Origin of the sequence: Novosphingobium sp. KACC 22771, from assembly GCF_028736195.1 — a bacterium.
Lineage (GTDB): Bacteria > Pseudomonadota > Alphaproteobacteria > Sphingomonadales > Sphingomonadaceae > Novosphingobium.
Genome location: NZ_CP117881.1, coordinates 3,349,173 through 3,373,133, shown reverse-complemented (window position 1 = coordinate 3,373,133; position 23,961 = coordinate 3,349,173). Strand labels below are relative to the sequence as shown.

General features: G+C 64.2%; 25 protein-coding genes. 14 read left to right on the top strand and 11 right to left on the bottom strand.

Annotated elements, in window-relative coordinates; translation table 11 throughout:
- Positions 1–18: 18 nt before the first annotated feature.
- From PQ467_RS15420 to secB, 4 genes are all read right to left on the bottom strand, one after another.
- Positions 19–681 carry a DUF4136 domain-containing protein gene (locus tag PQ467_RS15420; protein ID WP_274174254.1) on the bottom strand — a complete coding sequence of 221 codons (663 nt, stop codon included), beginning with the start codon at positions 679–681 and terminating at the stop codon, positions 19–21.
- A gap of 216 nt (positions 682–897) precedes the next feature.
- The gene (gene trpS / locus PQ467_RS15415) at positions 898–1,983 is read right to left on the bottom strand and encodes a tryptophan--tRNA ligase (protein ID WP_274174253.1); all 1,086 of its coding nucleotides are present in this window, start codon (positions 1,981–1,983) and stop codon (positions 898–900) included.
- Positions 1,984–1,988: 5 nt separating this feature from the next.
- Positions 1,989–3,566, bottom strand: coding sequence for a murein biosynthesis integral membrane protein MurJ (murJ, locus tag PQ467_RS15410; RefSeq protein ID WP_274174252.1), 1,578 nt, complete (start codon positions 3,564–3,566; stop codon positions 1,989–1,991).
- A gap of 67 nt (positions 3,567–3,633) precedes the next feature.
- The gene (gene secB, locus PQ467_RS15405; RefSeq protein WP_274174251.1) at positions 3,634–4,152 is read right to left on the bottom strand and encodes a protein-export chaperone SecB; all 519 of its coding nucleotides are present in this window, start codon (positions 4,150–4,152) and stop codon (positions 3,634–3,636) included.
- A 266-nt stretch (positions 4,153–4,418) separates the two neighbouring features.
- Between secB and PQ467_RS15400 the strand changes: the two genes are divergently transcribed.
- From PQ467_RS15400 to PQ467_RS15390, 3 genes are all read left to right on the top strand, one after another.
- Positions 4,419–5,078, top strand: a complete 660-nt coding sequence (locus tag PQ467_RS15400; protein ID WP_274174250.1) for a Tim44/TimA family putative adaptor protein — start codon at positions 4,419–4,421, stop codon at positions 5,076–5,078.
- A 101-nt stretch (positions 5,079–5,179) separates the two neighbouring features.
- The gene (gene mltA / locus PQ467_RS15395; RefSeq protein ID WP_274174249.1) at positions 5,180–6,418 is read left to right on the top strand and encodes a murein transglycosylase A; all 1,239 of its coding nucleotides are present in this window, start codon (positions 5,180–5,182) and stop codon (positions 6,416–6,418) included.
- Entirely contained in the window at positions 6,415–7,005 is a 591-nt protein-coding gene (locus tag PQ467_RS15390; protein ID WP_274174248.1) for a Smr/MutS family protein, read from the top strand. The genes mltA and PQ467_RS15390 overlap by 4 nt, the downstream gene beginning before the upstream one ends.
- A 258-nt stretch (positions 7,006–7,263) precedes the next feature.
- Here PQ467_RS15390 and ahpF read toward each other — a convergent pair whose 3' ends face one another.
- From ahpF to aroC, 3 genes are all read right to left on the bottom strand, one after another.
- The gene (gene ahpF, locus PQ467_RS15385; protein ID WP_274174247.1) at positions 7,264–8,847 is read right to left on the bottom strand and encodes an alkyl hydroperoxide reductase subunit F; all 1,584 of its coding nucleotides are present in this window, start codon (positions 8,845–8,847) and stop codon (positions 7,264–7,266) included.
- A gap of 283 nt (positions 8,848–9,130) precedes the next feature.
- Entirely contained in the window at positions 9,131–9,694 is a 564-nt protein-coding gene (ahpC, locus tag PQ467_RS15380; RefSeq protein WP_274174246.1) for an alkyl hydroperoxide reductase subunit C, read from the bottom strand.
- A gap of 177 nt (positions 9,695–9,871) precedes the next feature.
- Positions 9,872–10,954 (bottom strand): chorismate synthase, encoded by a 1,083-nt coding sequence (gene aroC / locus PQ467_RS15375; RefSeq protein WP_274174245.1) that lies wholly within the window; start codon positions 10,952–10,954, stop codon positions 9,872–9,874.
- Between the two features lie 60 nt (positions 10,955–11,014).
- Here aroC and PQ467_RS15370 point away from each other — a divergent pair, with 60 nt between their 5' ends.
- The 4 genes from PQ467_RS15370 (at position 11,015) to PQ467_RS15355 (ending at position 12,830) form a co-directional block, all read left to right on the top strand.
- On the top strand, positions 11,015–11,308 hold the full coding sequence (locus PQ467_RS15370) for an antibiotic biosynthesis monooxygenase family protein (RefSeq protein ID WP_337995097.1): 294 nt from the start codon (positions 11,015–11,017) through the stop codon (positions 11,306–11,308).
- 66 nt (positions 11,309–11,374) lie between these two features.
- Positions 11,375–11,722, top strand: coding sequence for an arsenate reductase (locus PQ467_RS15365; protein WP_274174243.1), 348 nt, complete (start codon positions 11,375–11,377; stop codon positions 11,720–11,722).
- The gene (gene pnuC / locus PQ467_RS15360; protein WP_274174242.1) at positions 11,701–12,315 is read left to right on the top strand and encodes a nicotinamide riboside transporter PnuC; all 615 of its coding nucleotides are present in this window, start codon (positions 11,701–11,703) and stop codon (positions 12,313–12,315) included. Before PQ467_RS15365 ends, pnuC begins: the two co-directional genes overlap by 22 nt.
- A complete protein-coding gene (locus tag PQ467_RS15355) occupies positions 12,312–12,830 on the top strand; it encodes an ATP-binding protein (RefSeq protein WP_274174241.1) in 519 nt (172 codons plus the stop codon). The genes pnuC and PQ467_RS15355 overlap by 4 nt, the downstream gene beginning before the upstream one ends.
- 228 nt (positions 12,831–13,058) lie before the next feature.
- Here PQ467_RS15355 and ubiG read toward each other — a convergent pair whose 3' ends face one another.
- On the bottom strand, positions 13,059–13,787 hold the full coding sequence (gene ubiG / locus PQ467_RS15350; protein WP_274174240.1) for a bifunctional 2-polyprenyl-6-hydroxyphenol methylase/3-demethylubiquinol 3-O-methyltransferase UbiG: 729 nt from the start codon (positions 13,785–13,787) through the stop codon (positions 13,059–13,061).
- A gap of 79 nt (positions 13,788–13,866) precedes the next feature.
- On the opposite strand from ubiG, the gene PQ467_RS15345 reads away from it, so the two are divergent.
- The gene (locus tag PQ467_RS15345; RefSeq protein ID WP_443192959.1) at positions 13,867–15,120 is read left to right on the top strand and encodes an aspartate kinase; all 1,254 of its coding nucleotides are present in this window, start codon (positions 13,867–13,869) and stop codon (positions 15,118–15,120) included.
- Positions 15,121–15,365: 245 nt separating this feature from the next.
- Here the strand turns inward: PQ467_RS15345 and rnhA are convergent, their stop codons facing one another.
- From rnhA to ispH, 3 genes are read right to left on the bottom strand one after another with little or no spacing between them, the layout of a single operon-like run.
- Complete coding sequence (gene rnhA / locus PQ467_RS15340) at positions 15,366–15,809, bottom strand: ribonuclease HI (RefSeq protein WP_274174239.1); 444 nt, start codon at positions 15,807–15,809, stop codon at positions 15,366–15,368.
- Positions 15,806–16,780 (bottom strand): homoserine kinase, encoded by a 975-nt coding sequence (gene thrB / locus PQ467_RS15335; protein ID WP_274174238.1) that lies wholly within the window; start codon positions 16,778–16,780, stop codon positions 15,806–15,808. Before thrB ends, rnhA begins: the two co-directional genes overlap by 4 nt.
- Positions 16,781–16,792: 12 nt before the next feature.
- A complete protein-coding gene (ispH, locus tag PQ467_RS15330; protein WP_274174237.1) occupies positions 16,793–17,767 on the bottom strand; it encodes a 4-hydroxy-3-methylbut-2-enyl diphosphate reductase in 975 nt (324 codons plus the stop codon).
- A 73-nt stretch (positions 17,768–17,840) separates the two neighbouring features.
- On the opposite strand from ispH, the gene PQ467_RS15325 reads away from it, so the two are divergent.
- From PQ467_RS15325 to scpB, 6 genes are all read left to right on the top strand, one after another.
- Entirely contained in the window at positions 17,841–18,515 is a 675-nt protein-coding gene (locus PQ467_RS15325) for a hypothetical protein (RefSeq protein WP_274174236.1), read from the top strand.
- 74 nt (positions 18,516–18,589) lie between these two features.
- Complete coding sequence (gene argS / locus PQ467_RS15320) at positions 18,590–20,347, top strand: arginine--tRNA ligase (RefSeq protein ID WP_274174235.1); 1,758 nt, start codon at positions 18,590–18,592, stop codon at positions 20,345–20,347.
- A 3-nt stretch (positions 20,348–20,350) separates the two neighbouring features.
- Entirely contained in the window at positions 20,351–21,406 is a 1,056-nt protein-coding gene (locus PQ467_RS15315; RefSeq protein ID WP_274174234.1) for a hypothetical protein, read from the top strand.
- Between the two features lie 43 nt (positions 21,407–21,449).
- Positions 21,450–22,466 (top strand): beta-N-acetylhexosaminidase, encoded by a 1,017-nt coding sequence (gene nagZ, locus PQ467_RS15310; RefSeq protein WP_274174233.1) that lies wholly within the window; start codon positions 21,450–21,452, stop codon positions 22,464–22,466.
- Positions 22,463–23,272: a segregation and condensation protein A gene (locus tag PQ467_RS15305; RefSeq protein WP_274174232.1), complete on the top strand. Its 810-nt coding sequence runs from the start codon at positions 22,463–22,465 to the stop codon at positions 23,270–23,272. The genes nagZ and PQ467_RS15305 overlap by 4 nt, the downstream gene beginning before the upstream one ends.
- Entirely contained in the window at positions 23,269–23,898 is a 630-nt protein-coding gene (gene scpB / locus PQ467_RS15300) for an SMC-Scp complex subunit ScpB (RefSeq protein WP_274174231.1), read from the top strand. Before PQ467_RS15305 ends, scpB begins: the two co-directional genes overlap by 4 nt.
- Positions 23,899–23,961 lie beyond the last annotated feature (63 nt).

Below are 23,961 nucleotides of genomic sequence, written 5' to 3'. Positions count from 1 at the left end.
TTCTGAAAGTCCCGGCCTTTACTTCGCCGGACCCTTCACCGTGGTCTTTTCAGGGGCCACCGTGATGCGCAGGGTTTCGCCCGAATTGCCGGGGAAGCCGGTGAAGAAGGCTTCGACCAGATTGGGCACCAGCCAGGTCAGCTTGTTCGAGGAGGAGGCCGCCTCGGCCTTGCCTTCGAACACGCGCTTGTTGGCGCTCTTGTCGTCGATCTTGAGGCTGATGCCGCTGGTGTAAACGGTATAGCTTTCGACGCCCTGATCGAACCAGGGATCATACCAGCCATAGCCCCAGCCGCCCATGCCGCGGCCATAAAAGCCGCCGCCCCAGCCGCCGTAAAAGCCGCGGCGGCCAAAGCCCGGCCCGTACCACGGACCCCAGAACGGATCGCGCATCCCGGTCGAGCGGACATGGACGCGGCCCTTGTCCACGCCATAGGAAAAGCGCACGATCAGGTTGGCCGCATCGGGGTTGACGGCCTCGGTGTAGCCCTTCTTGGTCAGTTCGCCGGCGACCAGCTTGGCATACTGGCCAAATTCGATTCCGCCCGCCAGCGACGGATCATCGGCCACCACCGCAAAGGTCTGGCCCTGGGGCGCGGGCAATTGCGATTGAAACCGGGTGACACGCGTGTCGAGCGTGTCGGCACAGGCGGAAAGGCCCAGCATCAGGAGGCCAGCCATGGCTCCCTTTATGCCGCGCGAGATCCATTGAGAATTAGCGCCACTCATTCGTTTTTCTCCTCTGCATGCCGCTCTGGCCGACTATCCCTCCCCGGTTAGGGCGCAGCAGTGGTATGGTGCTCAGATGCTAGGCTGGCAAGGCTGAATGATGGTTGAATGATGCGGCAAAAAGAGGCGGGCGCAAAAGGGTTTAACGCCCTTTGCGCCCTCACTTTCCTAACGCACCAGACCCAGCGCGTCGTAGGTTGCCGCCAGCGTGGGGGCCGAAGCGGCGCGGGCCTTTTCCGCACCCTTGCGCAGGATGGCGTTGAGTGCCTCGCGGTCCTGACGCAGTTCGTTGAAGCGCGCGTTGATGGGCGCCAGTTGCTCGACCAGCAATTCGCCCAGCGCGGGCTTGAACGCACCGAAACCCTTGCCGCCGAAATCACCAAGGATCTGCGCCACGCTTTGGCCCGACATGGCCGCATAGATGCCCACGAGATTGCGCGCCTCGGGGCGGCCTTCCAGCCCTTCGGCTTCGGAGGGCAAGGCGTCGGCGTCGCTCTTGGCCTTCTTGATCTTGCCCATGATCGCATCGGCATCGTCGGTCAGGTTGATGCGGCTCATGTCGCTGGGGTCCGACTTGCTCATCTTGGCTGTGCCATCGCGCAGCGACATGATGCGCGCGGCGGCGGGCGGGATGATCGGTTCGGGCAGGGTGAAGACGGGCGCATCCTCGGTCGCAAAATCATTGTTGAACTTTTGCGCAATGTCGCGCGCCAGTTCGAGATGCTGCTTCTGATCCTCGCCCACGGGGACATGGGTGGCCTGATAGATCAGCACGTCGGCGGCCTGAAGCACGGGATAGGTGAAAAGCGCGACCGACTGGCCATCGCGATTCTTGCCCGCCTTGTCCTTCCACTGGGTCATGCGGTTCAGCCAACCCACCCGCGCCGTACCGTTGAGCAGCCATTGCAGCTCGGCATGGGCAGGCACCTGCGTCTGGTTGAACAGGGTGGACTTGTCCGGATCGATCCCGCAGGCGACCAGCGCGGCGGTCATCTCACGCGTGTTCTCGCCCAGAGCCTTGGGATCATGCGGCATCGAAATCGCGTGCAGGTCGGCAAGGAAGTAGAAGCATTCCGCACGACTTTCATTTGCGCTTTCTTGCTTCGATTTAATCCCAGCCAATTGCTGTAAGCGTTTGATTTCCGAAGATTGTGGAGCCCACTCGTCCTGCATCGCCACCCAGTTGCGGATCGCACCAAGGTAATTGCCAAGGTGAAGATTGCCGGTGGGCTGAATGCCGGAAACGATACGCATGTGTTTCACTTCTCTGCTGAAACGCGGCGACGCCGCAAAAGTTTAAGATCCTCAACGCCAAAGGCGCCAAGCGCAAAACTGGCGAGGCCATAGACAAAAACGCCGCCCCCCACCAGCGTCCCCATCGCCGTCAGACGCACAAACCACGAGCCATGCGTATAGGGCATCAGCCAGGGCTGGCAGATCCACAGCACCGCCCCCATGGTCAGCGCCGCCACGCCCAGCCGCCACGCCCGGTGGCGCAACTGCGCATCGAGCGTGAAATGCCCGCGCTTGACCAACGTGGCATAGAGCAGCCAGACGTTGACCGTGGAGGCAATCGCGGTGGCCAGCGGCGGCCCCATATGGCGCAGCGGCAGGATCAGGATCAGATTGAGCGCAAGGTTGACCCCCATGCTGATCGTGGCGAAACGCACCGGGGTCTTGGTGTCGTGGCGGGCGTAATAGCCCGGCGTCAGCACCTTCACCAGAATATAGCTGGGCAGGCCGACCGAGAAAGCGGCCAAAGCCTGCGCCGTATGGGCGGTGTCGAGCGCGGTATAGCGGCCATAGCCGAACAGCGCGGCGGCAATCGGCTCGCCGCAAAACACCAGACCGACCGTGGCGGGCAGGGTCAGCAGCAGGGCGATCTCCAGCCCCCGGTTCTGCGTTTCCATCGCCCCCGCCTCATCGCCCGCGCCCAGTAGGCGGCTGATCGTGGGCAGCAGGACGGTGCCAAGGGCAATGCCGATCAGGCCCAGCGGCAATTGGTTCAGCCGGTCGGCCATGTAAATATAGGTCACGCTGCCATGATCGAGCAGGCTGGCGGCCAGCGCGGTTGAGATGACAAGGTTGATCTGCACCGCGCCTGCGCCCGCCGCCGCCGGCCAGATCAGCGCGAGGAGGCGCTTAACCTCGGGCGTGAAACGCGGCCAGTGCGGGCGCAGCGAGACGCCGTTCCTCCACGCGGCATGGGCCAGCCACGCCAGTTGCAGCGCGCCCGACACCGTGACCGCCAGCGCCTGATTGCGCGCGGTCTCCATCGGATCGGGCGAATGGAAAAACAACAGCGCGCCGATCAGCGTCAGGTTGAGCAGGATCGGCGCGGCCGCATTGACCCAGAATTGATTGAGCGAATTGAGGATGCCGCCCAGCAAGGACACCAGCGAGATCAGCATCAGATAGGGGATCGTCAGCCGCGACAGCTTGACAGCAAAGGCGAACTGATCCGCCGAAACCCCGTGGAACCGGCCCGACAGCGCCCATGTCACGGGCCAAGCAAAGACCTCCAGCAGGATCGTCATCACGATCAGCACCGGCAACAGCACCGAGAGCGCCGCCTCGGCAAAGGCGATGCCATCGGGCAATCCGCGCCCCTGTGCATCGGCCACTTTCTGATTGAACATCGGCACAAAGGCGCTGGCAAAGGCGCCCTCGGCAAACAGGGCGCGGAACATGTTGGGCAGGCGAAACGCCACCAGAAAGGCGTCCGAGGCAAAGCCTGCGCCCACCATCCGCGCAAACAGCGAATCGCGCACCAATCCCAGCACGCGACTCAGCAAGGTGAGGCCGCCGATCGTCCCCGTGGCTTTCAGAAGGTTCATGGGTATGGCGGTCTTGTTTTGGCTTTATCGGAAATGCCCGGCCCCGCATGGGAGGCCGGGCGGAACATCATGCGTGGCCGGCGGGCTCGTCGCTGGCCGAGGGGCCCTGCTGGGCTTCGGCCTGCGCGGCGAGCTGCTGGATATAGAGGCCATTGAAATCAATGGGTTCCAGCATGACCGGGGTAAAGCCTGCATCGCGCGTGGCGTCGGCAATCACGCGGCGGGCAAACGGGAAGAGGATGCGCGGCGCTTCGGCAAACATGAAGGCGTGCATCTGGGCTTCTTCCAGATTGCGCATGCCGATCAGACCCGCATAGGTCAGATCGATGATGTAGGCCACGCCCGCTTCGCAGCGCGCGTTGATCTGAACCTTCAGCTCGACCTCATGCACGTCGCCCTCGATGGCGCGGGCCTGAATGTTGAACTGGATGTCCAACTGGGGCGAATCCTGCCACGAAAAGCTTTCGGGCGCATTGGGATTCTCGACCGACAAGTCCTTCACATATTGCGAAATCACGCCAGCGCTGGGCAGGGTGTCCTCGCCATCCAGACGCAGCGAGGAAGTGACGGTGCCATCATCGGCCATGTTTGATTCTTTCCCTGTGTGGCCCGATCATCGGGCGCATGTGGTGGTCATGGTTTGCCTATGGCGCCTAGCATCACGGTCGGCACCGCACAAGGATCTGGGCGGCATGGAGGGCGGTTGCGGCGTTTGTGACGCAGTGCGGGATTTTTTGGGATTATATCCCCATCCATGCGTTGTTCATTTGTCAATCGTCACTATGTAAGGCACTATGAAGGGTGAAGTCTGCATTTTGCAAGACTCGCCCATAGGGATGAAAGCAAACGCAAGTGACCGTCTCGATCGTCATTCTGGCCATGATCGCAGCCTTTCTGGGCATGCGTCTCTATTCGGTGCTGGGGCGCCGCGCCGAACATGGCGAGGAGCCGGTACAGAGCCGTCTGGATGCTCAGGCTTCCGCTGCGCCCGCCGCCCTGCCGCTGCCCGAACGGGCTGTGGCCGGTTCGGTTCGTCCGCGTGAACTGGGGGCTGTGCTGCCCGGTGTTGAGCGGGGCTTGCGCGAGATCATCTCGGTGGACCGCCGGTTTGACCCGGTCACCTTTGTCGAGGGTGCGCGTTCTGCCTATCGCATGGTGCTTGATGCTTTCTGGCGCGGTGATCGTGCGCAATTGAGCCTGCTGTGCGATGCGGAAGTGGCGCGCAGCTTCATTGATGCCATCGACACGCGTGAGGCCGCCGGCGAAACTTTCAACAACAGCCTTGTTCGCATCGAGGAAACCCAGATCGTGGGCGCCAGCTATGCGGCTCCCTTTGCTCGCGTCTCGGTGCGCTTTGTTGCCGATGTCGCCGCCGTCACCCGCGACCGCGAGGGCAAGGTGATTGCCGGTTCGCTCAACGATGCGGTCGAGGTGCGCGACGTCTGGACATTCCGCCGCGATATCCACTCGGCCGATCCCGATTGGCTTCTCGAAGAAACCGACGAGGGCTAAGACCTTGTCGAAGCGGGGCGGCGCCAAGGCGTGCGCCCCGTTTGTCTGCGCCATAGGGCCGGGCATAAACGCGCCAAAAGGCGAATCTGGTGGGGACGATTATGAATGTGAGGCAGTCGCGAATCGGCGCGGCGCTGGCGGGTTTTCTGTTGCTTGAGGCTTGCGCCCGCATCATTCCCGGTCCCCGTCCGCCCGTTGCGCCGCCTGCGCGCCCTACGCCTTCCACCCCGGTTGCCCCGCCAAAGCCGGTGGTGACCGCAATCAATGTGGGCGTCCATCGCGGGCCGGATCTGGCCACTTTCGCCCTCAGCGACACCATGGCACAGGGCGCGCTGGCCTCTTTTCGCGAAAGCTGCCCCAAGCTCCTGGCGCGCCCCGATACCAGCGGGCTGACTCAGCGCAGCGATTGGCAGGATGTCTGCGCCGCGGCGGCGGCATGGAATGCGGCCGATGCGCAGCGCTTTTTCCGCTCGCGCTTTGAACTGGCGCAGGTTGGCGATGGTGCCACCTATGTCACCGGCTATTACGAGCCGGAAATCGCGGGCAGCCGCACGCGCCAGCCCGGCTATGACGTGCCGGTCTATGGCGTGCCGCGCGATCTGGTCCATGCCCGCCCTGGTGACGCGCCGATCAAGCCCAATGGCCAGACGCCCTTTGGCCGCTATGACGAAAACGGGGTGTTCCAACCCTATTTCGAGCGCGGCGAAATTGAGGATGGCAAGCTGGCCGGCAAGGGTCTGGAAATTGCCTGGGCGGCCGATCCGGTGGAGTTCTTTTTCCTGCAAATCCAGGGATCTGGCCGGCTGCGCGGGCCGGACGGGCGGGTGATTCGCATCGGCTATGCCGCCGACAATGGCCAGAATTACACCGGCATTGGCACGGTGATGCGCCAGCAGGGCCTGCTGGGTAACGGACCGGGACAATATGCCGGGTCGATGCAGGGCATCATGCAATATATCCGCGAGCATCCGCAGGATGGCATGTCGCTGATGCGTCAGAACAAGAGCTGGGTGTTTTTCCGCGAATTGACCGGCGACGGGCCAATCGGCGCGATGGGCGTGCCGGTGCGGCCCCATGTCAGCGTGGCAGCCGATCCGCTGTTTGCGCCGCTTGGCGCGCCGGTGCTGATCGCGGCCGATCCGGCGCTGGCCAATGCGAACAAGGTCAACGGCCTGTGGGTGGCGCAGGATACCGGCGGGGCGATCAAGGGGCCGAACCGTTTTGACAGCTTCTGGGGCGCGGGCGATGAGGCAAGGCGCATCGCGGGCGGTATGCTGGCGCGTGGGCGGGCCTATATCCTGCTGCCCAAGGGGACGCTGGCGCGGCTTGGCGCGCGATGAGGGCGCCGTTCTCCCTGCGTGGCGGGCGCAGGCTGACACCGGAAGAAGAGGATCTGTGGCGCCGGGTGGCCGATACGATCGAGCCGCTGGAGCCGCGCCGCAAGGTTGAACCCAATTTGCCCCCGCCGATCATGGCCGAGGCGCCGCCCCCTTTGCCGCCCAAGCGCATCAAGGGCCGCGTTCCGCCACCCCTGCCGCCGCCCGCGCCGCCACCGGCGCCCCCCCGCCCTCTCGACCGCCACGGTCTGGACGGCGGATGGGACAAGAGGCTGGGTAAGGGGCAGGTGGCTCCTGATTTTACGCTCGACCTGCATGGGGCCAATCTGGAAGGAGCCTATCAGCGCCTCGATCACGGGCTGGCGCTGGCTTTGGCACAAGGTGCGCGGGTGGTGCTGCTGATCACGGGGCGCGCGCGCCCGGCGCCCGGCCCGGCGGATCGCGGATCGCATCGCGGGGTGATCCGGGCCAAGTTTCTCGACTGGTTGGTGCACGGCTCGCATGCTTCGCGCATTGCCGCGGTGCGGGCTGCTCATCCCCGGCATGGAGGCGCGGGGGCGGTGTATATTATTTTGAAGCGGGGGAAATAAGGAAGGGGTTGCCTCCGGCGGGTTAAGGGACTTGGTCCCTTAACAATCCAGATAATGGGGTGGCGTTTGGTTGGTAGATAAGCGCCATTCCGCGAGGCGTTTCATAAAGCCTGCGGCGCGGCGACGTAGCGCCATTGGCGCCGCAGGCATTCAATTCCAAACATCGCGTCCGACCCACAAGGCCGAACCCGTAGTGCCCCTAATAACGGGATTGTTAAGGGACCAAGTCCCTTAACCCGCCGGAGGCATAAAACCCCCTTAAGCAACCCCTTCCAACACCGGCGCCGGCGTGCGGATCAAGTAATCAAACGCCGACAGCCCCGCCGTTGCGCCCGCGCCCATGGCGATGACGATCTGCTTATAGGGCACGGTGGTGCAATCGCCCGCCGCGAAGATGCCCGGCACGCTGGTTGCGCCCTTGGCGTCGATCTCGATTTCGCCGCGCGGCGAGAGGGCGAGGGCGCCTTTCAGCCATTCGGTGTTGGGCACAAGGCCGATCTGGACAAAGATGCCCTCGAGGTTGACCTGATGCACTTCACCCGTTTCGCGGGCTTCATAGACCAGACCCGACACCTTCGCCCCATCGCCCAGCACTTCCTTGGTCAGCGCGCTGGTGATGATCGTGACGTTGGGCAGGCTGCGCAGCTTGTCTTGCAGCACGGCATCGGCGCGCATGGCGCTGTCGAATTCGATCAGCGTGACATGGGAGACGATTCCGGCCAGGTCGATGGCGGCCTCGACGCCCGAATTGCCGCCGCCGATCACCGCCACGCGCTTGCCCTTGAACAGCGGGCCGTCGCAGTGCGGGCAGTAGGCCACGCCCTTGTTGGCATACTCCTTCTCGCCCGGCACATTCATGTTGCGCCAGCGCGCGCCGGTGGACAGCACAATGGAGCGCGCCCGCAGCACACCGCCATTGGCCAGCTCGATCTGGTGATAGCCGCCTTCGCGCGTCGCAGGGATCAGCTTTTGCGCGGTGGCAAGGTTCATGATGTCGACATCATAGTCCTTCACATGGGCTTCGAGCGCGGCGGCCAGCTTCGGGCCTTCGGTGTGGGAAACCGAGATGAAATTCTCGATGCCCAGCGTGTCCAGCACCTGTCCGCCGAAGCGCTGCGCCGCGACACCGGTGCGGATGCCCTTGCGCGCCGTATAGATGGCCGAGGCCGCACCTGCGGGGCCGCCGCCGACGACCAGCACTTCGAACGGCTCCTTGGCGTTGACCGCTTCGGCGGCCTTGGCTTCGGCGCCCTCGTCCAGATCGGCGACGATTTCCTCCAGCGTCTTCTTGCCCGACAGCCACATGGCGCCATCCTTGAACACGGCAGGCACCGCCATCACGCCGCGCTCATCGACCTCGGCCTGATAGGTGCCGCCCTCGATCAGGGTGGCGGAGAAGCGCGGGTTCTTCAGCGCGATCAGCGTCAGCGCCTGAACCACATCGGGGCAATTGTGGCAGGTCAGCGAGAAATACATCTCGAAATTGTGGGTGCTGGTCAGGCTTGTTACCTGATCCAGCACCTCTTGCGACACCTTGGGCGGGTGGCCGCCGGCCCAGAGCAATGCCAGGACCAGCGAAGTAAACTCGTGCCCCATCGGCAGGCCGGCAAAGCGCACGCGGTCATGCGCATTGGCCTGGGGGCTGATGGTGAAAGACGGGGTGCGCGCATTGGTTCCATCGAAACGCGCGGAAACCTTGTCGGACAGCGCGGCGATGGCTTCGATCAATTCGCGGGTCTGGGCCGATTTCGCATCGTCGCCAAGGCTGGCGACAAGCTCAATCGGTTCACGCAGCATGGCGAGATATTGTTTGAGTTGGGCGGACAGGTTGGCGTCGAGCATCGGTTGATCCTTCGGATTTAGAAATGCGAGGGTATTGTTTGAGTTTCCGGTTTCTCAAGAGAAACCGGCATAGCCCCTCACGCTCCCGTTACGTCTTCCGACGAAAGGGCAGCTTATCAGGCAACGCTATGTATAAAAGGCCCTGCTGCGCAGCAGCCATAAGAGCCTCCGGCGGGGCGATGCAGGCGCTCTATGGCCGCCAATCGCTTACTTCTCGCCGGGAGACGTAATGGGGGTGCAGGGGGACGAGTCCCCCTGCGGGTATTTCCAAACTTCGAACCAATCAGATCTTGCCGACCAGATCGATCGAGGGAGCCAGCGTTTCGGCGCCTTCTTCCCACTTGGCGGGGCAAACCTGACCGGGGTGTTCCTGCCAGTACTTGGCGGCCTTGATCTTGCGCACCAGTTCAGCAGCGTTGCGGCCCACGCCTTCGGGGGTCACTTCGACCAGCTGCACCACGCCTTCGGGATCGGTCACGAAGGTGCCGCGGTCGGCCAGGCCCACGCCTTCGCGCAGGTTGTTGAACTGCTTGGTCAGGTCATGGTTCTGGTCGCCGACCAGGAAGTATTCGATCTTGCCGATGGCGGGCGAGGTGTCGGCCCATGCCTTGTGGCTGAAGTGGGTGTCGGTCGACACGCCGTACACTTCAACGCCCAGTGCCTTCAGGTTGGCATATTCGTTCTGGAGGTCTTCCAGTTCGGTCGGGCACACGAAGGTGAAGTCGGCCGGATAGAAGAAGAACACCGACCACTTGCCCTTGATGTCGGCGTCGGTAACGTCGACAAAAGCGCCGGCCTTATAGGCGGTGGCGGTGAAGGGCTGGATCGAATAGCCGATAAGCGACATGGGATATGCTCCGTCGTTTGCCCAGTTTGTGTCTGGGGGTGTTGAAACTCGTGAAGCGGAGATAGGCACTGATGATGCAAATGCGAAGTGCGGATTCCCGATTAATCACATTGGGATTAGCGATAAGTCGGGGGCAATAGCCATGGCTTGATCGATTTATGCAATCGACAACCCGGATCAGGCGCGGGGAGCGAAAACCTGTCCACGGTCAATCAGCTTCTGATCGGCCAGCACCAGCGCCATCATCGCCTCGACCACCGGCACGCCGCGAATGCCAACGCAGGGGTCATGGCGGCCCTTGGTGCGGATTTCGGCCGCCGCGCCCTCGCGGTCAATGGTGGGCACCGGGATCAGGATCGAACTGGTCGGCTTGAAGGCCACGCGCACCACAACCGGCTGGCCCGTGGAAATGCCGCCCGCTATGCCGCCCGCATGGTTGGCCTCGAACACGGGCCGCCCATCGGGGCCGGGGCGCATGGCGTCGGCGTTCTGTTCGCCGCGCAGCGTGGCGGCGGCAAAGCCATCGCCGATTTCCACGCCCTTGACCGCATTGATGCTCATCATCGCGGCGGCCAGTTCGGAATCGAGCTTGGCATAAAGCGGCGCGCCCCATCCGGCGGGCACACCATAGGCCACGCATTCGACAACAGCGCCGATGGAGGAGCCATCAAGGCGGGCCTGATCGACGATCGCTTCCCAGCGCTTCGCCGCCTCGGCATCGGGGCAGAAGAAGGGGTTGGCGCGGATCTGTGCCTCGTCGAAATTACCCATGTCGATGCGGTCGTCGCCGATCTGGCTGACATAGCCGACGATCCGCACCTCCGGGATCACCAGACGCGCCACGCCGCCCGCCGCCACGCGCGCGGCGGTTTCGCGCGCGCTCGACCGCCCGCCGCCGCGATAGTCGCGGAAGCCATATTTGGCGTCATAGGCATAATCGGCATGGCCGGGGCGATAGGATTTGGCGACCTCGGAATAGTCCTTCGACCGCTGATCGGTGTTCTCGATCATCAGGCTGATCGGGGTGCCGGTCGTCTTGCCGTCAAACACGCCCGAGAGGATCTTGACCAGATCGGCCTCATTGCGCTGGGTGGTGAACTTGCTCTGCCCCGGACGGCGCGCGTCGAGGAAGGGCTGGATCATCTCCTCGCTGATTTCCAGCCCCGGAGGGCAGCCATCGACAACCGCGCCCAGCGCGGGCCCGTGGCTTTCGCCCCAGGTGGTGAATCGGAAAAGGCGGCCAAAGGTGTTCCAGCTCATGGCCGCGCTCTTTGGCGATTGTGGGCGGGAAAGTCCACTGTTACCCATGCGTCCATGTATATGAACGTGTTCCGCAGCCGGAAACGGGCTGATTACGACGCCGCCGCCTATGCCGCCGACGCTGCGCGCATGGACGAGCTGGCGCGGGCGCAGCCGGGCTTCCTCGATTACAAAAGCTTTGCCGCCCCCGATGGCGAGACGGTGACCATCTCGGTCTGGGAAAGCGTCGAGGCCGCGCGCGAATGGGCGCGCCACCCCGAACACCGCGAGGCACAGGCGAGGGGGCGGGAGGCATATTATGCCCAATACACGGTCTATTCCTGCGACGGGGCGGTCGAGCGTCGTTTTCCGTGAAGGAAAGCATTGCCAAACCCGCCGCAACGGTGCTTTGGCCCGGCTCTACTTATCCAAGGAATTTTCATGACCATCACCCTCTACGGTATCCCCAATTGCGATACCGTCAAAAAAGCGCGCAACTGGCTGGAGGGCAATGGGATCAGCTATGCTTTCCATGACTACAAGAAGGCAGGCGCGGACAAGGACAAGCTGACCAACTGGATCATCGAGGCCGGGCTGGACAAGATTTTGAACCGCGCGGGCACGACGTTCAAAAAGCTGCCCGAGGAAATCCGCGCGATGGTCGATGACAATCTTGCCGTCTCGCTGATGGTGGAGAACCCCTCGATGATCAAGCGGCCCATCGTGGAATACAAGGGCGGCCTTCTGGTGGGCTTCAAGGCCAGCGAGTGGGAAGCGGCGCTGCGGTAAACGCCACGGAAGGCAAGACGATGGACGAGAGCTGGTATTCGGCCCTGGAATGGGTGGCCGCCGCGCTGGGGCTGGTCAATATCGCGCTGCTCGTCCGACGCTCGGTCTGGAACTATGCCTTTGGCATGGCGATGGTGGCGATCTACGTCTTTGTTTTCCTTGAAAAGCGCCTCTATGCCGAGAGCGGGCTTCAGGTGTTTTTCTTTGCCGCGCAAGGCTGGGGCTGGTGGCTCTGGGCGCGCAGCAAAGGCGTGGGCGAGGATGTTCCGGTCGGCTGGCTCAGTCCGTTCAGCCGCATCGTCTGGGCGCTGGTCACGGCCGCGCTCAGCCTTAACCTCGGCTGGGCGCTGGCGCGCTTTACCAATGCGGCGATGCCCTTTGCCGATTCGGCGGTGACGGGCGCCAGCGTTGCCGCGCAGATCCTGCTGGGCCTGCGCAAGACCGAGAACTGGATGCTGTGGATCGCGATCGATGTGGCCTCGGTGGCGCTTTACATCAATCGCGGGCTTTATCCCACAGCGGCGCTCTATGTCGGGTTCCTCGTGCTTTCGGTGCTGGGCCTGCGCGAATGGATGAAGGCGGGGCGGGCATGATCCGCATCTGTTTCCACGGCGCGGAAAGCACGGGCAAATCGGTGCTGGCGCAAAGGTTGCAACAAAGGTTCGGCTGGCCATGGGTGCCTGAATATGGCCGCGATTATGCCGAGACGCACGGCACGGACTTTACCATGGACGACCTGCTGGCCATGGCCCGGGGCCAGAACGACGCCATGCTGCGCGCCAGCGAGGCGCGGCCCCCCGTGCTGATCCTCGATACCGATCCGCTGATGACCGCCGCCTGGGCGCAGATGCTCTTCGGGCACGCGCCTGACGAACTCTTTGCCTACCCCAAGGCCGATCTCTACCTCCTCTTCTCGCCCGACGTGCCGTGGGTGGCCGACGGCACACGCTTTTTCGGCACCGATGAGGCGCGGGCGCGTTTCGCCGCTGTCTCGGAGGAGATGCTGGTGCGGGCAGGGGTGCGTTATGAGCGTATTGATGGGAATTGGGGGGAGCGGGAGACGCAGGTGGTGGAGGCGGTTAAGGTTAGGATGCCTCCGGCGGGTTAAGGGCGGGGGCCCTTAACAATCCCGGTAATGTCGGCGTTGTGCTATGGGTTCGGCCTTGGGTGCTGGTGCCAGGTTTGAATTTGAAAGCCTGCGGCGCTTTTTAGCGTCAGGCCGCCGCGCCGCAGGCCTTATTCCATTGCTTTAATTACCACCCTGCCGACTTTACGCCACCCCAGTCATGGGATTGCAAAGGGATGAGTCCCTTTGCCCGCCGGAGGCAAAACCCGCTTAACCGGCCTTCCGCACCGTCAAAATATAATTCAACGCCATATCATCCGACAGATGCAGACCCTTCAGAGGATTCCAAGCAATCCCCATCGGCTGCCCCACCTGCATCCCCAGATCTTCGAGCATCAACGCCAGTTCGGCGGGGGTGATGAAGTCCTCCCAATGGTGCGTCCCGCGCGGCACCATGCCGATGCGCTCGGCGGCCTCGATCATCAGCCATTTGGATTGCGGCGTGCGGTTCGGGGTGGACAGGATCATCAGCCCGTCGTCCGCCATCGCCCCGATCAGCGCACGCAGGAAGGCGGGCTTGTCGGCGACATGTTCGATCACCTCCATGCTGGTGACCAGATCATAGCCCGACAGGCCCAGCGCCCCGACATCGCCGCAGACGTATTCGATGGGCAGGCCGCCGCCAGCGGCATGTTCGCGCGCCGCCGCGATGTTTTCCGCCGCCGCGTCCACGCCCGTGACGGCCGCGCCCAGCCGGGCCAGAGGCTCGCACAAAAGCCCCGCGCCGCAGCCGACATCGAGCGCCCGCCGCCCCACCAGAGGCCGCACAGAGCGCGAATCGGCATGGAAATGGGCATCCACCGCATCGCGGATAAATCGCAGCCGAACCGGGTTCAGCCGGTGCAGCATGGCCGAGGAACCCTTGGGATCCCACCACTGAGCGGCCAATTTGCCGAAATGGGCGGCTTCCTCGGGGCGAATAGTCGTTGCATTGCTCATGGGACCTACCTAAAGCGCCAGCCCCAAGCGGGGCAAGTGCCTCGCGTGTAATTTTGTTTCAATTAAGGAGCCTGTGACCGTGGCCCGGATCGTCATGAAATTCGGCGGCACCTCCATGGCCGGCACCGAGCGCATCCGGCGCGTGGCGGGCATTGTGCGCCGTCAGCAAGAAGCCGGGCACGAGGTGGCGGTGGTGGTGTCGGCCATGTCGGGTGAAACCGACCGACTGGTAAACTTCTGCCGTGAAGCCAACGCGCTGTATGACCCCGCCGAATATGACGTGGTGGTGGCCAGCGGCGAACAGGTGACCAGCGGCCTTTTGGCGCTGACGCTGCAATCGATCGGCGCCAAGGCGCGTTCGTGGCTGGGCTGGCAATTGCCGATCCGCACCGATGACGCGCACGCCAAGGCCCGCATCGAATCGATCGACACCGACGAGATCCTTGCCAGCATGGCGCGCGGCGAAATCGCCGTGATCCCCGGCTTCCAGGGTCTGACGGCGGACAATCGCATCACCACGCTGGGTCGCGGTGGTTCGGACACCTCGGCCGTGGCCGTGGCGGCGGCGCTGAAGGCGGATCGCTGCGACATCTACACCGACGTGGACGGCGTTTACACCACCGACCCGCGCATCGTCGCCAAGGCGCGCAAGCTCAAGAATGTCACCTATGAGGAAATGCTGGAACTGGCCAGCGTCGGCTCCAAGGTGCTTCAGACCCGCTCGGTCAGCCTTGCCATGAAGGAAAAGGTGCGCGTTCAGGTGCTCTCCTCCTTCATCGACGAAAACGCTCCTGCTGCTGATACACTGCCCGGCACGATGATCGTGTCCGACGAAGAACTTGAGGGCCTGGATATGGAACGCCAACTCATCACCGGCATCGCCGCCGACAAGAATGACGCCAAGGTTATCCTGACCGCCGTGCCGGACCGCCCGGGCGCCGTGTCGTCGATCTTTGGCCCGCTGGCCGAAGCCAACATCAACGTGGACATGATTATCCAGAACGTTGGCCGCGCCGATACGGACACGGACGTCACCTTCACGGTGCCCGCCGCCGACCTCGACCGCACGGTGGCCGTGCTGGAGGAAAACCGCGAAACCATCCGCTATGAAAAGCTCTCGACCGACCCCAAGGTCGCCAAGATCTCGGTCGTGGGCGTGGGCATGCGCAGCCACGCGGGCGTCGCGGCCATGATGTTCAAGTCGCTGGCCGATCGCGGGATCAATATCCAGGCGATCTCGACCTCGGAAATCAAGGTTTCGGTGCTGATCGATTCGGACGAAACTGAATTGGCGGTGCGTTTGCTGCATACGGCTTATGGGCTGGATGGGTGATCGTTTGGGGGTTTGATGCCTCCGGCGGGCAAAGGGACTCGGTCCCTTTGCAATCCCGTTAATGAAAAGCGCTCCTGCGGCAACGTGAGGGCGTTTTTCGTTTGGGGGGTAAGCCGCTTCGCGGGAAGAAAAGAGGCGCCGCAGGCTTTAACATCCCCACCTTGCGCCAGCCACCAAATGCCGAACCGTAAGCACCACGCGGACAGTAACGGGAGCGCGAGGGTCTAGACCCTCGCATCTATCCCTTACTTCTTCTTCCCCACCTCAACCGCCGCATCACTGGCCAGCTTGTCCACGCGCTCATTTTCCGCATGGCCATTATGCCCGCGCACCCATTGCCAGTCGATCTTATGCGGCTTGGACACCAAAAGCATCTCGCGCCACAGATCCTCGTTGGCCACAGGTTCTTTCTTGGCATTGACCCAGCCGCGCTTTTGCCAACCGAACACCCACTGCGTGATGCCGTCGATGACATATTTGCTGTCGGTGCAGAGCTTGACCTGACAGGGCTGATTGAGCGCCGCCAGAGCGCGGATCACGGCGGTCATTTCCATGCGGTTGTTGGTGGTCTGCGCCTCGGCGCCGACCAGTTCCTTCTCCCTCTCGCCCATGCGCAGCAGCGCCGCCCAGCCGCCAGGGCCGGGGTTTCCCTTGCAGGCCCCGTCGGTAAAAATCTCGACCTGCTTCATGCCCCGAACACGCCGGGGTTGGCGGCATAGAATTGCAGGCGGCGGGCAAAGGCCATCGGGTCTTTCTTGACCACCAGCGCATCGGGCGGGGTGTTGATCCAGTCATAGGCGCGGGTGGACAGGAAGCGCATCGCCGCTCCGCGCGCCAGCACCGGCAGCGCGGCAATTTCGGCATAGGAGAGCGGACGCACCGATTCGTAACCGGCCAGCAGCGCCTCGGAAATGTCCGAATGAAATTCCCGCCCGTCGCCAGAGAAGCACCATGCCGCATGGGTCACGGCCACATCATAGGCGATGATGTCATGGCAGGAGAAATAGAAGTCGATCAGCCCCGTCACCTGATCGCCCAGCATCAGCACATTGTCGGGGAACAGGTCGGCATGGATGATCGAGCGGGGCAGGTCGGCGGGCCATTCGCCCTCGATCACCGCCATTTCGCGCGCCACAAGGCCCGCCAGAGCCGGATCAATCCCCGCCAGCCCATCGGCCCCGCAACCGTCGATCAGCCCGCGCCATCCGGCCAGGCTTAGGTCATTGGCGCGGCTCTGCGGGAAATCGGCGGCGGCCAAGTGCAGGCCCGCCAGTGCCGCGCCCACCGAGCGCGCCTGACCGGGCGTGGGCTCAGACACCGAAACACCCGGCAGGAATTCGATCAGCGTGACCGCCTTGTCATCGATCCAGCGGAAGCTGGCGCCGTCGCGGTCATGGATCGTACGCGGCACCGGGCATTTCTTGTCGGCCAGATGGTCGAGCAGGCCAAGGAAGAAGGGCAATTCGGCCACTTCCGTCCGGCCCTCGAACATGGTCAGGATGAAGCGCTTTGGCCCCGATCCGGTGCCGGTGGTTTCGATCAGCCAGTTTGAATTGGACACGCCCTCGGCAATGCCCTTGGCCGAAACCAGATCGCCCACCGCAAATTCGCCGATCAGCGCAGCCAGCGCTTCGGCGCCCAATTGTGTATAAACCGCCATTGCCGCCTCGCTTCAGCCAGCCAGTTGGCGCGGCAGTTTGAAGATCATGTTTTCTTCGGTGGTGACCACCGTCTCCTCTTCGACCTGACGCCACTGGCCGATGCGGGCGATGACCTCGCGCACCAGTTCCTCGGGCGCGCTGGCCCCGGCGGTCAGGCCCAATGTGTTGACCCCGTCGAGCCAGGAAACGTCGATCTCATCGGCACGCTGCACCAGCCGCGAGGGCGTGCCGCTGCGATCCGAAACCTCGACCAGACGCATCGAATTGGACGAATTGGGCGCGCCGATCACCAGCACCAGATCGCATTGCGGCGCAATCGCCTTGACGGCGGCCTGACGGTTGGACGTGGCATAGCAGATGTCTTCGGCGCGGGGCGCGTGGATCTGGGGATAGCGGGCCTTGAGCGCCTCGACGATCTCATGCGTGTCATCGACCGAGAGTGTGGTCTGCGTAAGAAAACCAAGCGTGTCCTGCGTGGTGAAGGGCAGCTTGGCCACATCCTCGACCGTTTCGACCAGCGTCATATGGCCATCAGGCACCTGACCGAAGGTGCCGATCACCTCGGGGTGGCCCTTGTGGCCGATGAAGAGAATATGACGGCCCGCCTCGATCTGGCGCTCGGCCTGACGGTGGACCTTGGACACCAGCGGGCAGGTGGCATCGAGCCATTGCAGGCCGCGCGCATCGGCCGCCGCAGGCACCGCCTTGGGCACGCCATGCGCCGAAAAGATCACCGGCACGCCATCGGGCACTTCGTCGAGTTCCTCGACAAAGATCGCGCCCTTGGCTTTGAGCCCGTCGACCACATAGCGGTTATGGACGATTTCATGGCGCACATAGACCGGGGCGCCATATTTGCGAATCGCCCGCTCGACAATTTCGATTGCGCGATCAACACCGGCGCAAAATCCGCGCGGCGCGGCAATCAACAGCTTGAGCGGCTGTAGAGAAATGGAATCGGCGGGGGCGGGAAAGGCGGTGTTCATACACCCGCCTCTAGCGCTTTGCGCCGCGCGCCGCTAGGGCAGCGAACAGGAATGTTGAAGGAACGAGTCTGTCATGCCCTTTCGTACACGCCAAATGAATGCCAAAGTCGCTTGCGGGGCGGGGCTGCTGGGCGCCATGGCGCTGCTGGCCGGATGCAAGTCGACGGGTGAACTGGTGGTGCAGGATGGCGTGGGCATCACGGCGGTGCGCTCGACCTGTCCGGCGGTGGGCATTGCCGATTACACCGGGGATATCACCACATTCCGTTTCGGCGGCGGGCAAAATGCCAATGCGATCGACCTGACCGGGGCGATCACCGATGTGCGCAGCCAGTGCGACCCCAAGAGCAGCCCGGTTGAGGCCAATGTGACCTTCAAGGTTTTGGCCACGCGGGCTGACGGGCGCGGCGAACGGGTGGTCAACCTGCCCTATTTCGTCACTGTGGTGCGCGGCGGCAATGTCGTCATCGCCAAGCGTCTGGGCACGGCCACGGTGCGTTTTGCCGACGGCCAGACGCGCGGCGAGGTAATGGCCTCGGGCGGGGCGACGATCAACAAGGCCGACGCCACGCTGGACAGCGCGGTGCGCGCCCGTCTGCTCAAACAGCGCAAGGCGGGCGAGGCGGATGCCGCGATCGACCCGCTGACCGATCCCGAAGTGCGCGCGGCGGTGGCCAAGGCCACCTTCGAGGTGCTGGTGGGTTTCCAGCTCACGCCTGAACAGCTTCAGTATAACGGCACGCGTTGATTTCCGGGGGGCTTGGCGGCCCCCTTATTTTTGCGGCCTTTCGTTTGCGGCGTAAATTCGCTAGGCGCGCTGGCATGACACAGCAAGCCGATCAAGCCGCCCCGATCTTTCACGCCTTTGCAGGCCATGTCGCCGCCGCGCTCGATGCGCTGGTGGCCGCAGGGCAATTGCCCGAGGGGGTGAACCGAGGCGCCGTGACGGTGGAAAGTCCGCGCGATCCCTCGCACGGCGATCTGGCCACCAATGCGGCGATGGTGCTGGCCAAGCCTGCGGGCACCAATCCGCGCGCGCTGGCAACGCAACTGGTGGCGGAACTGGAAAAGCTGGAGCAGGTCAAGAGCGCCGAGATCGCGGGGCCGGGCTTTATCAACCTGCGCCTGTCGGATGCGGCATGGCTGGGCGAACTGGCGCTGATCGGCGCGCAGGGCGGCAATTATGGCCGCTCGGCCGTGGGCGCGGGCACGACGGTGAACGTCGAATATGTCTCGGCCAACCCCACTGGTCCCATGCATATGGGCCATTGCCGCGGCGCGGTGGTGGGCGATGCGCTGGCCTCCTTGCTGGAATGGGCCGGGCATAAGGTCATCCGCGAATATTACGTCAATGATGCGGGCGCGCAGGTGCAGGTTCTGGCCCGCAGCGCCCATGTCCGCTATCTTGAGGCGCTGGGCCGCGCTGTGGGCGAGATCCCCGAAGGGCTCTATCCGGGCGATTATCTGGTGCCGGTGGGCCAGGCGCTGGCCGAGGAATTTGGCGACACGTATGCCGATGCGCCCGAGGCCGAATGGCTGGCGCTGTTCCGCGTGCGCGCCGTGGCCAAGATGATGGACATGATCCGCGACGATCTGGCGCTGCTGGGCATCGAGCATGACCTTTTCTCATCCGAAGCGGAGCTTCAGGCGGCGGGTAAGCCCGAGGAAGCCGAAGCCTGGCTGCGCTCGGTCGATCTGGTCTATGATGGCGAGTTGGAAGCGCCCAAGGGCAAGCTGCCCGACGATTGGGAGCCGGTGGCGCTGCCTTTGTTCCGCAGCACGAAGTTTGGCGACGATCAGGACCGCCCGATCAAGAAGTCGGACGGAAGCTGGACCTATTTCGGCGCCGATCTGGCCTATCACTATCAAAAGGCGCAGGCCGCCGATGCCTTGGTCGACATCTGGGGCGCGGACCATGCGGGCACCGTCAAGCGCATCAAGGCCGCCGTTGCCGCGATGACCGGGCGCGATGGGGCCGCAAAGCCCTTCGAGGTGAAGCTGGTGCAGATGGTGCAATTGCTGCGCGATGGGGAGCCGGTGAAAATGTCCAAGCGTTCCGGCAATTTCGTGACGCTGCGCGAAGTGGTCGAGGAAGTGGGCAAGGAAGTCGTGCGCTTCACCATGCTGACCCGCAAGCCCGAGGCGATGATGGATTTCGACTTTGCCAAGGTGGTTGAGGCCAGCAAGGACAATCCGGTGTTCTATCTGCAATATGCCCATGCGCGCATCTGCTCGACCCTGCGCAAGGGCGCGGCGGAAGGCTTTGCGCCTTCGGCCGACGGGCTCGACCTGCTGGGCGAGGAAGAACTGGCGCTGGTGCGCACGGGCGCGCAGTTCCCGCGTCTGGTCGAGGCCGCCGCCGCCGCGCGTGAGCCGCATCGCATCGCCTTCTTCCTCGCTGATCTGGCCGCTGCCTTCCACGCCTATTGGAATGTCGGCAATGATCGCCCGGACAAGCGCTTTATTGTGTCCGAAAACGGGACGCTTACCGGCGCGAGGCTTTTCTTGGCCTCGCAAATCGGGCAGATCATCCGCAACGGCCTTGCCATTCTTGGCGTGACCGCTGTCGAGGAGATGTAAGCCATGTCGGACGGCCAGGATGGGTTTTGGAATCAGGGCAACCGGTTTGCCCAGCCGCCGGTCCAGCCCTCATTCCAGCCGCGCCCCGATATGGCGGGCGACGCGCAGGCGCGGGCCAAGGACCTGATCGGCCGCGCCCGCGATGCCGCGCTGGGCGGCAGCGCGACGCTGGCGGACAAGGCCGGTGTTCTCGCGCAGGACGCCAAAGCGCCGATGCAGGAGGCCGAAACCCGCGCGCAGCAATGGTTTCAGGATGCGCGCGAGGCTGTGCCGGGCCGCGATGACGGCGCGCTGCACGGCGTTGACGAGGCGCTCAGGCAGGCGCGCTTTGATGACCATGACCGCCTCCCATGGCTCGAATCGGACGATGACGAGGAATATGAGGGCGTCGACAGCAAGCGCGTGGCCGTGGCCGTTGCTGCGGGTCTGGCGCTGACGGCGGCGGCGGTCGGGGGCTTTTGGTATTTCACCCATCGCCCCGACAATGGCGCGCCCGTGGCCGATGGCAGCGTGATTGCCGCGCCTGCGGAAAATTACAAGGAAGCGCCCAAGGATCCGGGCGGCAAGCAATTTGCCGGGACGGGCGATTCCAGCTTTGCCGTTTCGCAAGGGCAGGAGCGCCCCGCGCAACTGGCGGGCGGCGAAGCCGCAGCGGCGGGCGCCAATGCGGCCGAAGCGGCCGCCTCGACCGCGGCAGCGGCAGGGGCGAGCTTTGCCGGCGGCGCGCCCGTGGCGGCAAAACCGGAAAGCGGCAAGCCCGAAGCGGTGGCGGCGGCCAAGCCCGTTGCCGCCCCCAAACCTGCGACCCCTGCAGAGAACGGCCCGGCCGGTGGTGTGGTCCAGATCGCGGCCTACACCAGCGAGAGCGCGGCGGCGGCGGGTTGGAGCCGTCTGGTGCAGGGGCACGAGATCCTCAAGGGCATGAACCATCGCGTGGTCTCGGCCAAGATCGATCTGGGCACGGTCTATCGCCTCCAGTTGGTCACCAATGCCGGGGGCGGGGCGGGGCTGTGCGAGCGGTTGAAGGCCGATGGCCTGCCCTGTCAGGTAAAGCATTAAGCGGAACTTGCGCGCAGGCGCCGTTACGTGCAACGGATGGGGCATGATACCGGCGATTTTCGGCCTTGCGGGCCTGACCCTTTCTGACGACGAGCGCGCTTTCTTTCGGGATAGCGATCCGGCGGGCTATATCCTCTTTGGCCGCAATGTGGATAATCGCGCGCAATTGCGGGCACTGACCGATGACTTGCGCGCGCTGCACGGGCGCGACGATCTGTTCATCAGCATCGATCAGGAAGGCGGGCGCGTGGCCCGGATGAAGCCGCCTGTCTGGGCGAAATATCCGGCCGGTGAGCCCTTTGCGCGGCTCTATGACGTGGCGCCCTCCAGCGCGATTGCGGCGGCCCGCGCCCATGCCGAGGCGCTGGGGCTGGATTTGGCCGAGGCGGGCATTACGGTCGATTGCTGGCCCTGCGTCGATGTGCGCGAGCCCGGCGCGCATGATGTAATCGGCGACCGGGCCTTGGGCGAGGAGCCGATGCGGGTGGCCGCGCTGGGCCGGGCCATCCTCGAAGGGCTGGAGGCGGCGGGTGTTGCGGGCGTGATCAAGCATATGCCCGGCCATGGCCGGGCCGGGGCCGACAGCCACAAGGAATTGCCCACCGTTCATGCCGACGCCGATGCGCTGGAACGCGACATTGCGCCCTTCCGCGCCTTGGCCGCGCGAGCGAAGATCGGGATGACGGGACATATCCTGTTTCCCGCTTGGGACGCTGATGCGCCCGCCACGCAATCGCTGCGCATCATTGCCGAGATCATCCGGGGGGCGATCGGCTTTGACGGCCTGCTGCTGACCGATGATATCGACATGCAGGCGCTGTCGGGCACGATCCCCGAGCGTTCGGCACGGGCGCTGGCGGCGGGGTGTGATCTGGTGCTCAACTGCTGGGCGCGGATGGAGGATATGGTGGGGATCGCGCAGGCCTGCCCGACCATGGGCGAGGAAAGCGCGGCGCGCCTGGCGCGGGCGATGGCGGGGACTTTCCTGTCGCCCGGTCTGGCGCAGGAGCGGCAGGCGGAATGCATCGCCACGCGCGATGCATTGCTGGGGCTGGTGTGAACGATAGTGCCCTCCCGGAGGGCGAGGGCGCAGACCTGTTTGCGGCGCCTTCCTCTGCGGGGTCGGGGCGCGATGCGCTGATGCTGGAGATCGAGGGCTGGGAAGGGCCGCTCGATCTGCTCCTTGATCTGGCGCGGCGGCAAAAGGTGGATTTGCGGCGCATTTCGATCCTTGAACTGGTCGATCAATATATTGCTTATGTCGAGGCCGCCGAGGCGCTCAAGCTGGAACTGGCCGCCGATTATCTGGTGATGGCGGCGTGGCTGGCCTATCTCAAATCCTCGCTGCTGCTGCCCAAGGAAGAGCAGGAGGAGCCAAGCCCCGAAGAACTGGCGCTGCGCCTGCAATTGCGGCTGCAACGTCTGGCCGCGATGCGCGAGGCGGCGGCGCGGCTTTTGGCGCGTGACCGGATCGGGCGCGATGTGTTTTTGCGCGGCGCGCCCGAAGGGCTGAAAATCGGCAAAAAGGCCGTGTGGCAGAGCGACCTCTATGACCTCATCGCGGCCTATGGTCAGGTCAAGGCGCGCAATGCGCCGGTGGTCCATATCGTGCGCGACCGCAAGGTGATGACGCTGGATTCGGCGCTGGCGCGGATGTCGGCGATGCTGGGGGTGCGGCTCGACTGGGTGGAACTGCGCGAATTCCTGCCCTCCGCCGCGCAGGCGGAGTGGAGCGATGAAAGGCTGCGGCGCTCGGCGCTGGCCTCCAGCTTTGTCGCCGCGCTCGAACTGGCGCGGCAGGGACGGGTAGAGATCGTGCAGGACGACGTGTTCGGCCCGCTGCGCTTGCGGAGCCTGAGCGCATGAGCCCGCTGATCCGGGCGCTGGAGGCCGCGCTGTTCGCCGCGACCCAGCCGATGGGCGTCGAGGCGATGGCCCGCCATCTGGGGCAGGGTGAGGCGGCGGTGCGCGAGGCTTTGCGGGAATTGTCGGCCCATTATGCCGGGCGCGGGGTTGAACTGGTCGAACGCGGCGGGCGCTGGCATTTCCAGACCGCGCCCGATCTGGCCCATCTGCTGCGCCCCATGCATGAGGAGCCGCGCCGCCTGACGCGGGCGGCCACCGAATGCCTCGCCATCATCGCCTATCACGAGCCGGTCAGCCGAGCCGAGATCGAGGCGATTCGCGGCGTCCAGACCGCCAAGGGCACCGTGGACGTCCTGATGGAAGCCGGATGGGTGCGCATCGCGGGCAGGCGCGAGGTGCCGGGGCGGCCGGTCATCTATGCCACCACGCCCGCTTTCCTGGCCGAATTTGGTTTGACCAGCCGCCGCGACCTGCCCGGAATCGAGGAATTGCGCGCCACAGGCCTGCTCGATCCGGTCGATGAGGCCTATGATGCGCTGATGGGGCAACCGGCCGGTGATCCGAAGAGTGAGGAAGCGCTACGTCAATCAGCGGATGGGCTGGCGCCGCCGCCAGAAAGTGCCTAGATAGGATCAAAATGCCCACGCCCGGCCATAAATGCCGGCTCGGCGGGGCCACAAGGAGTTGGT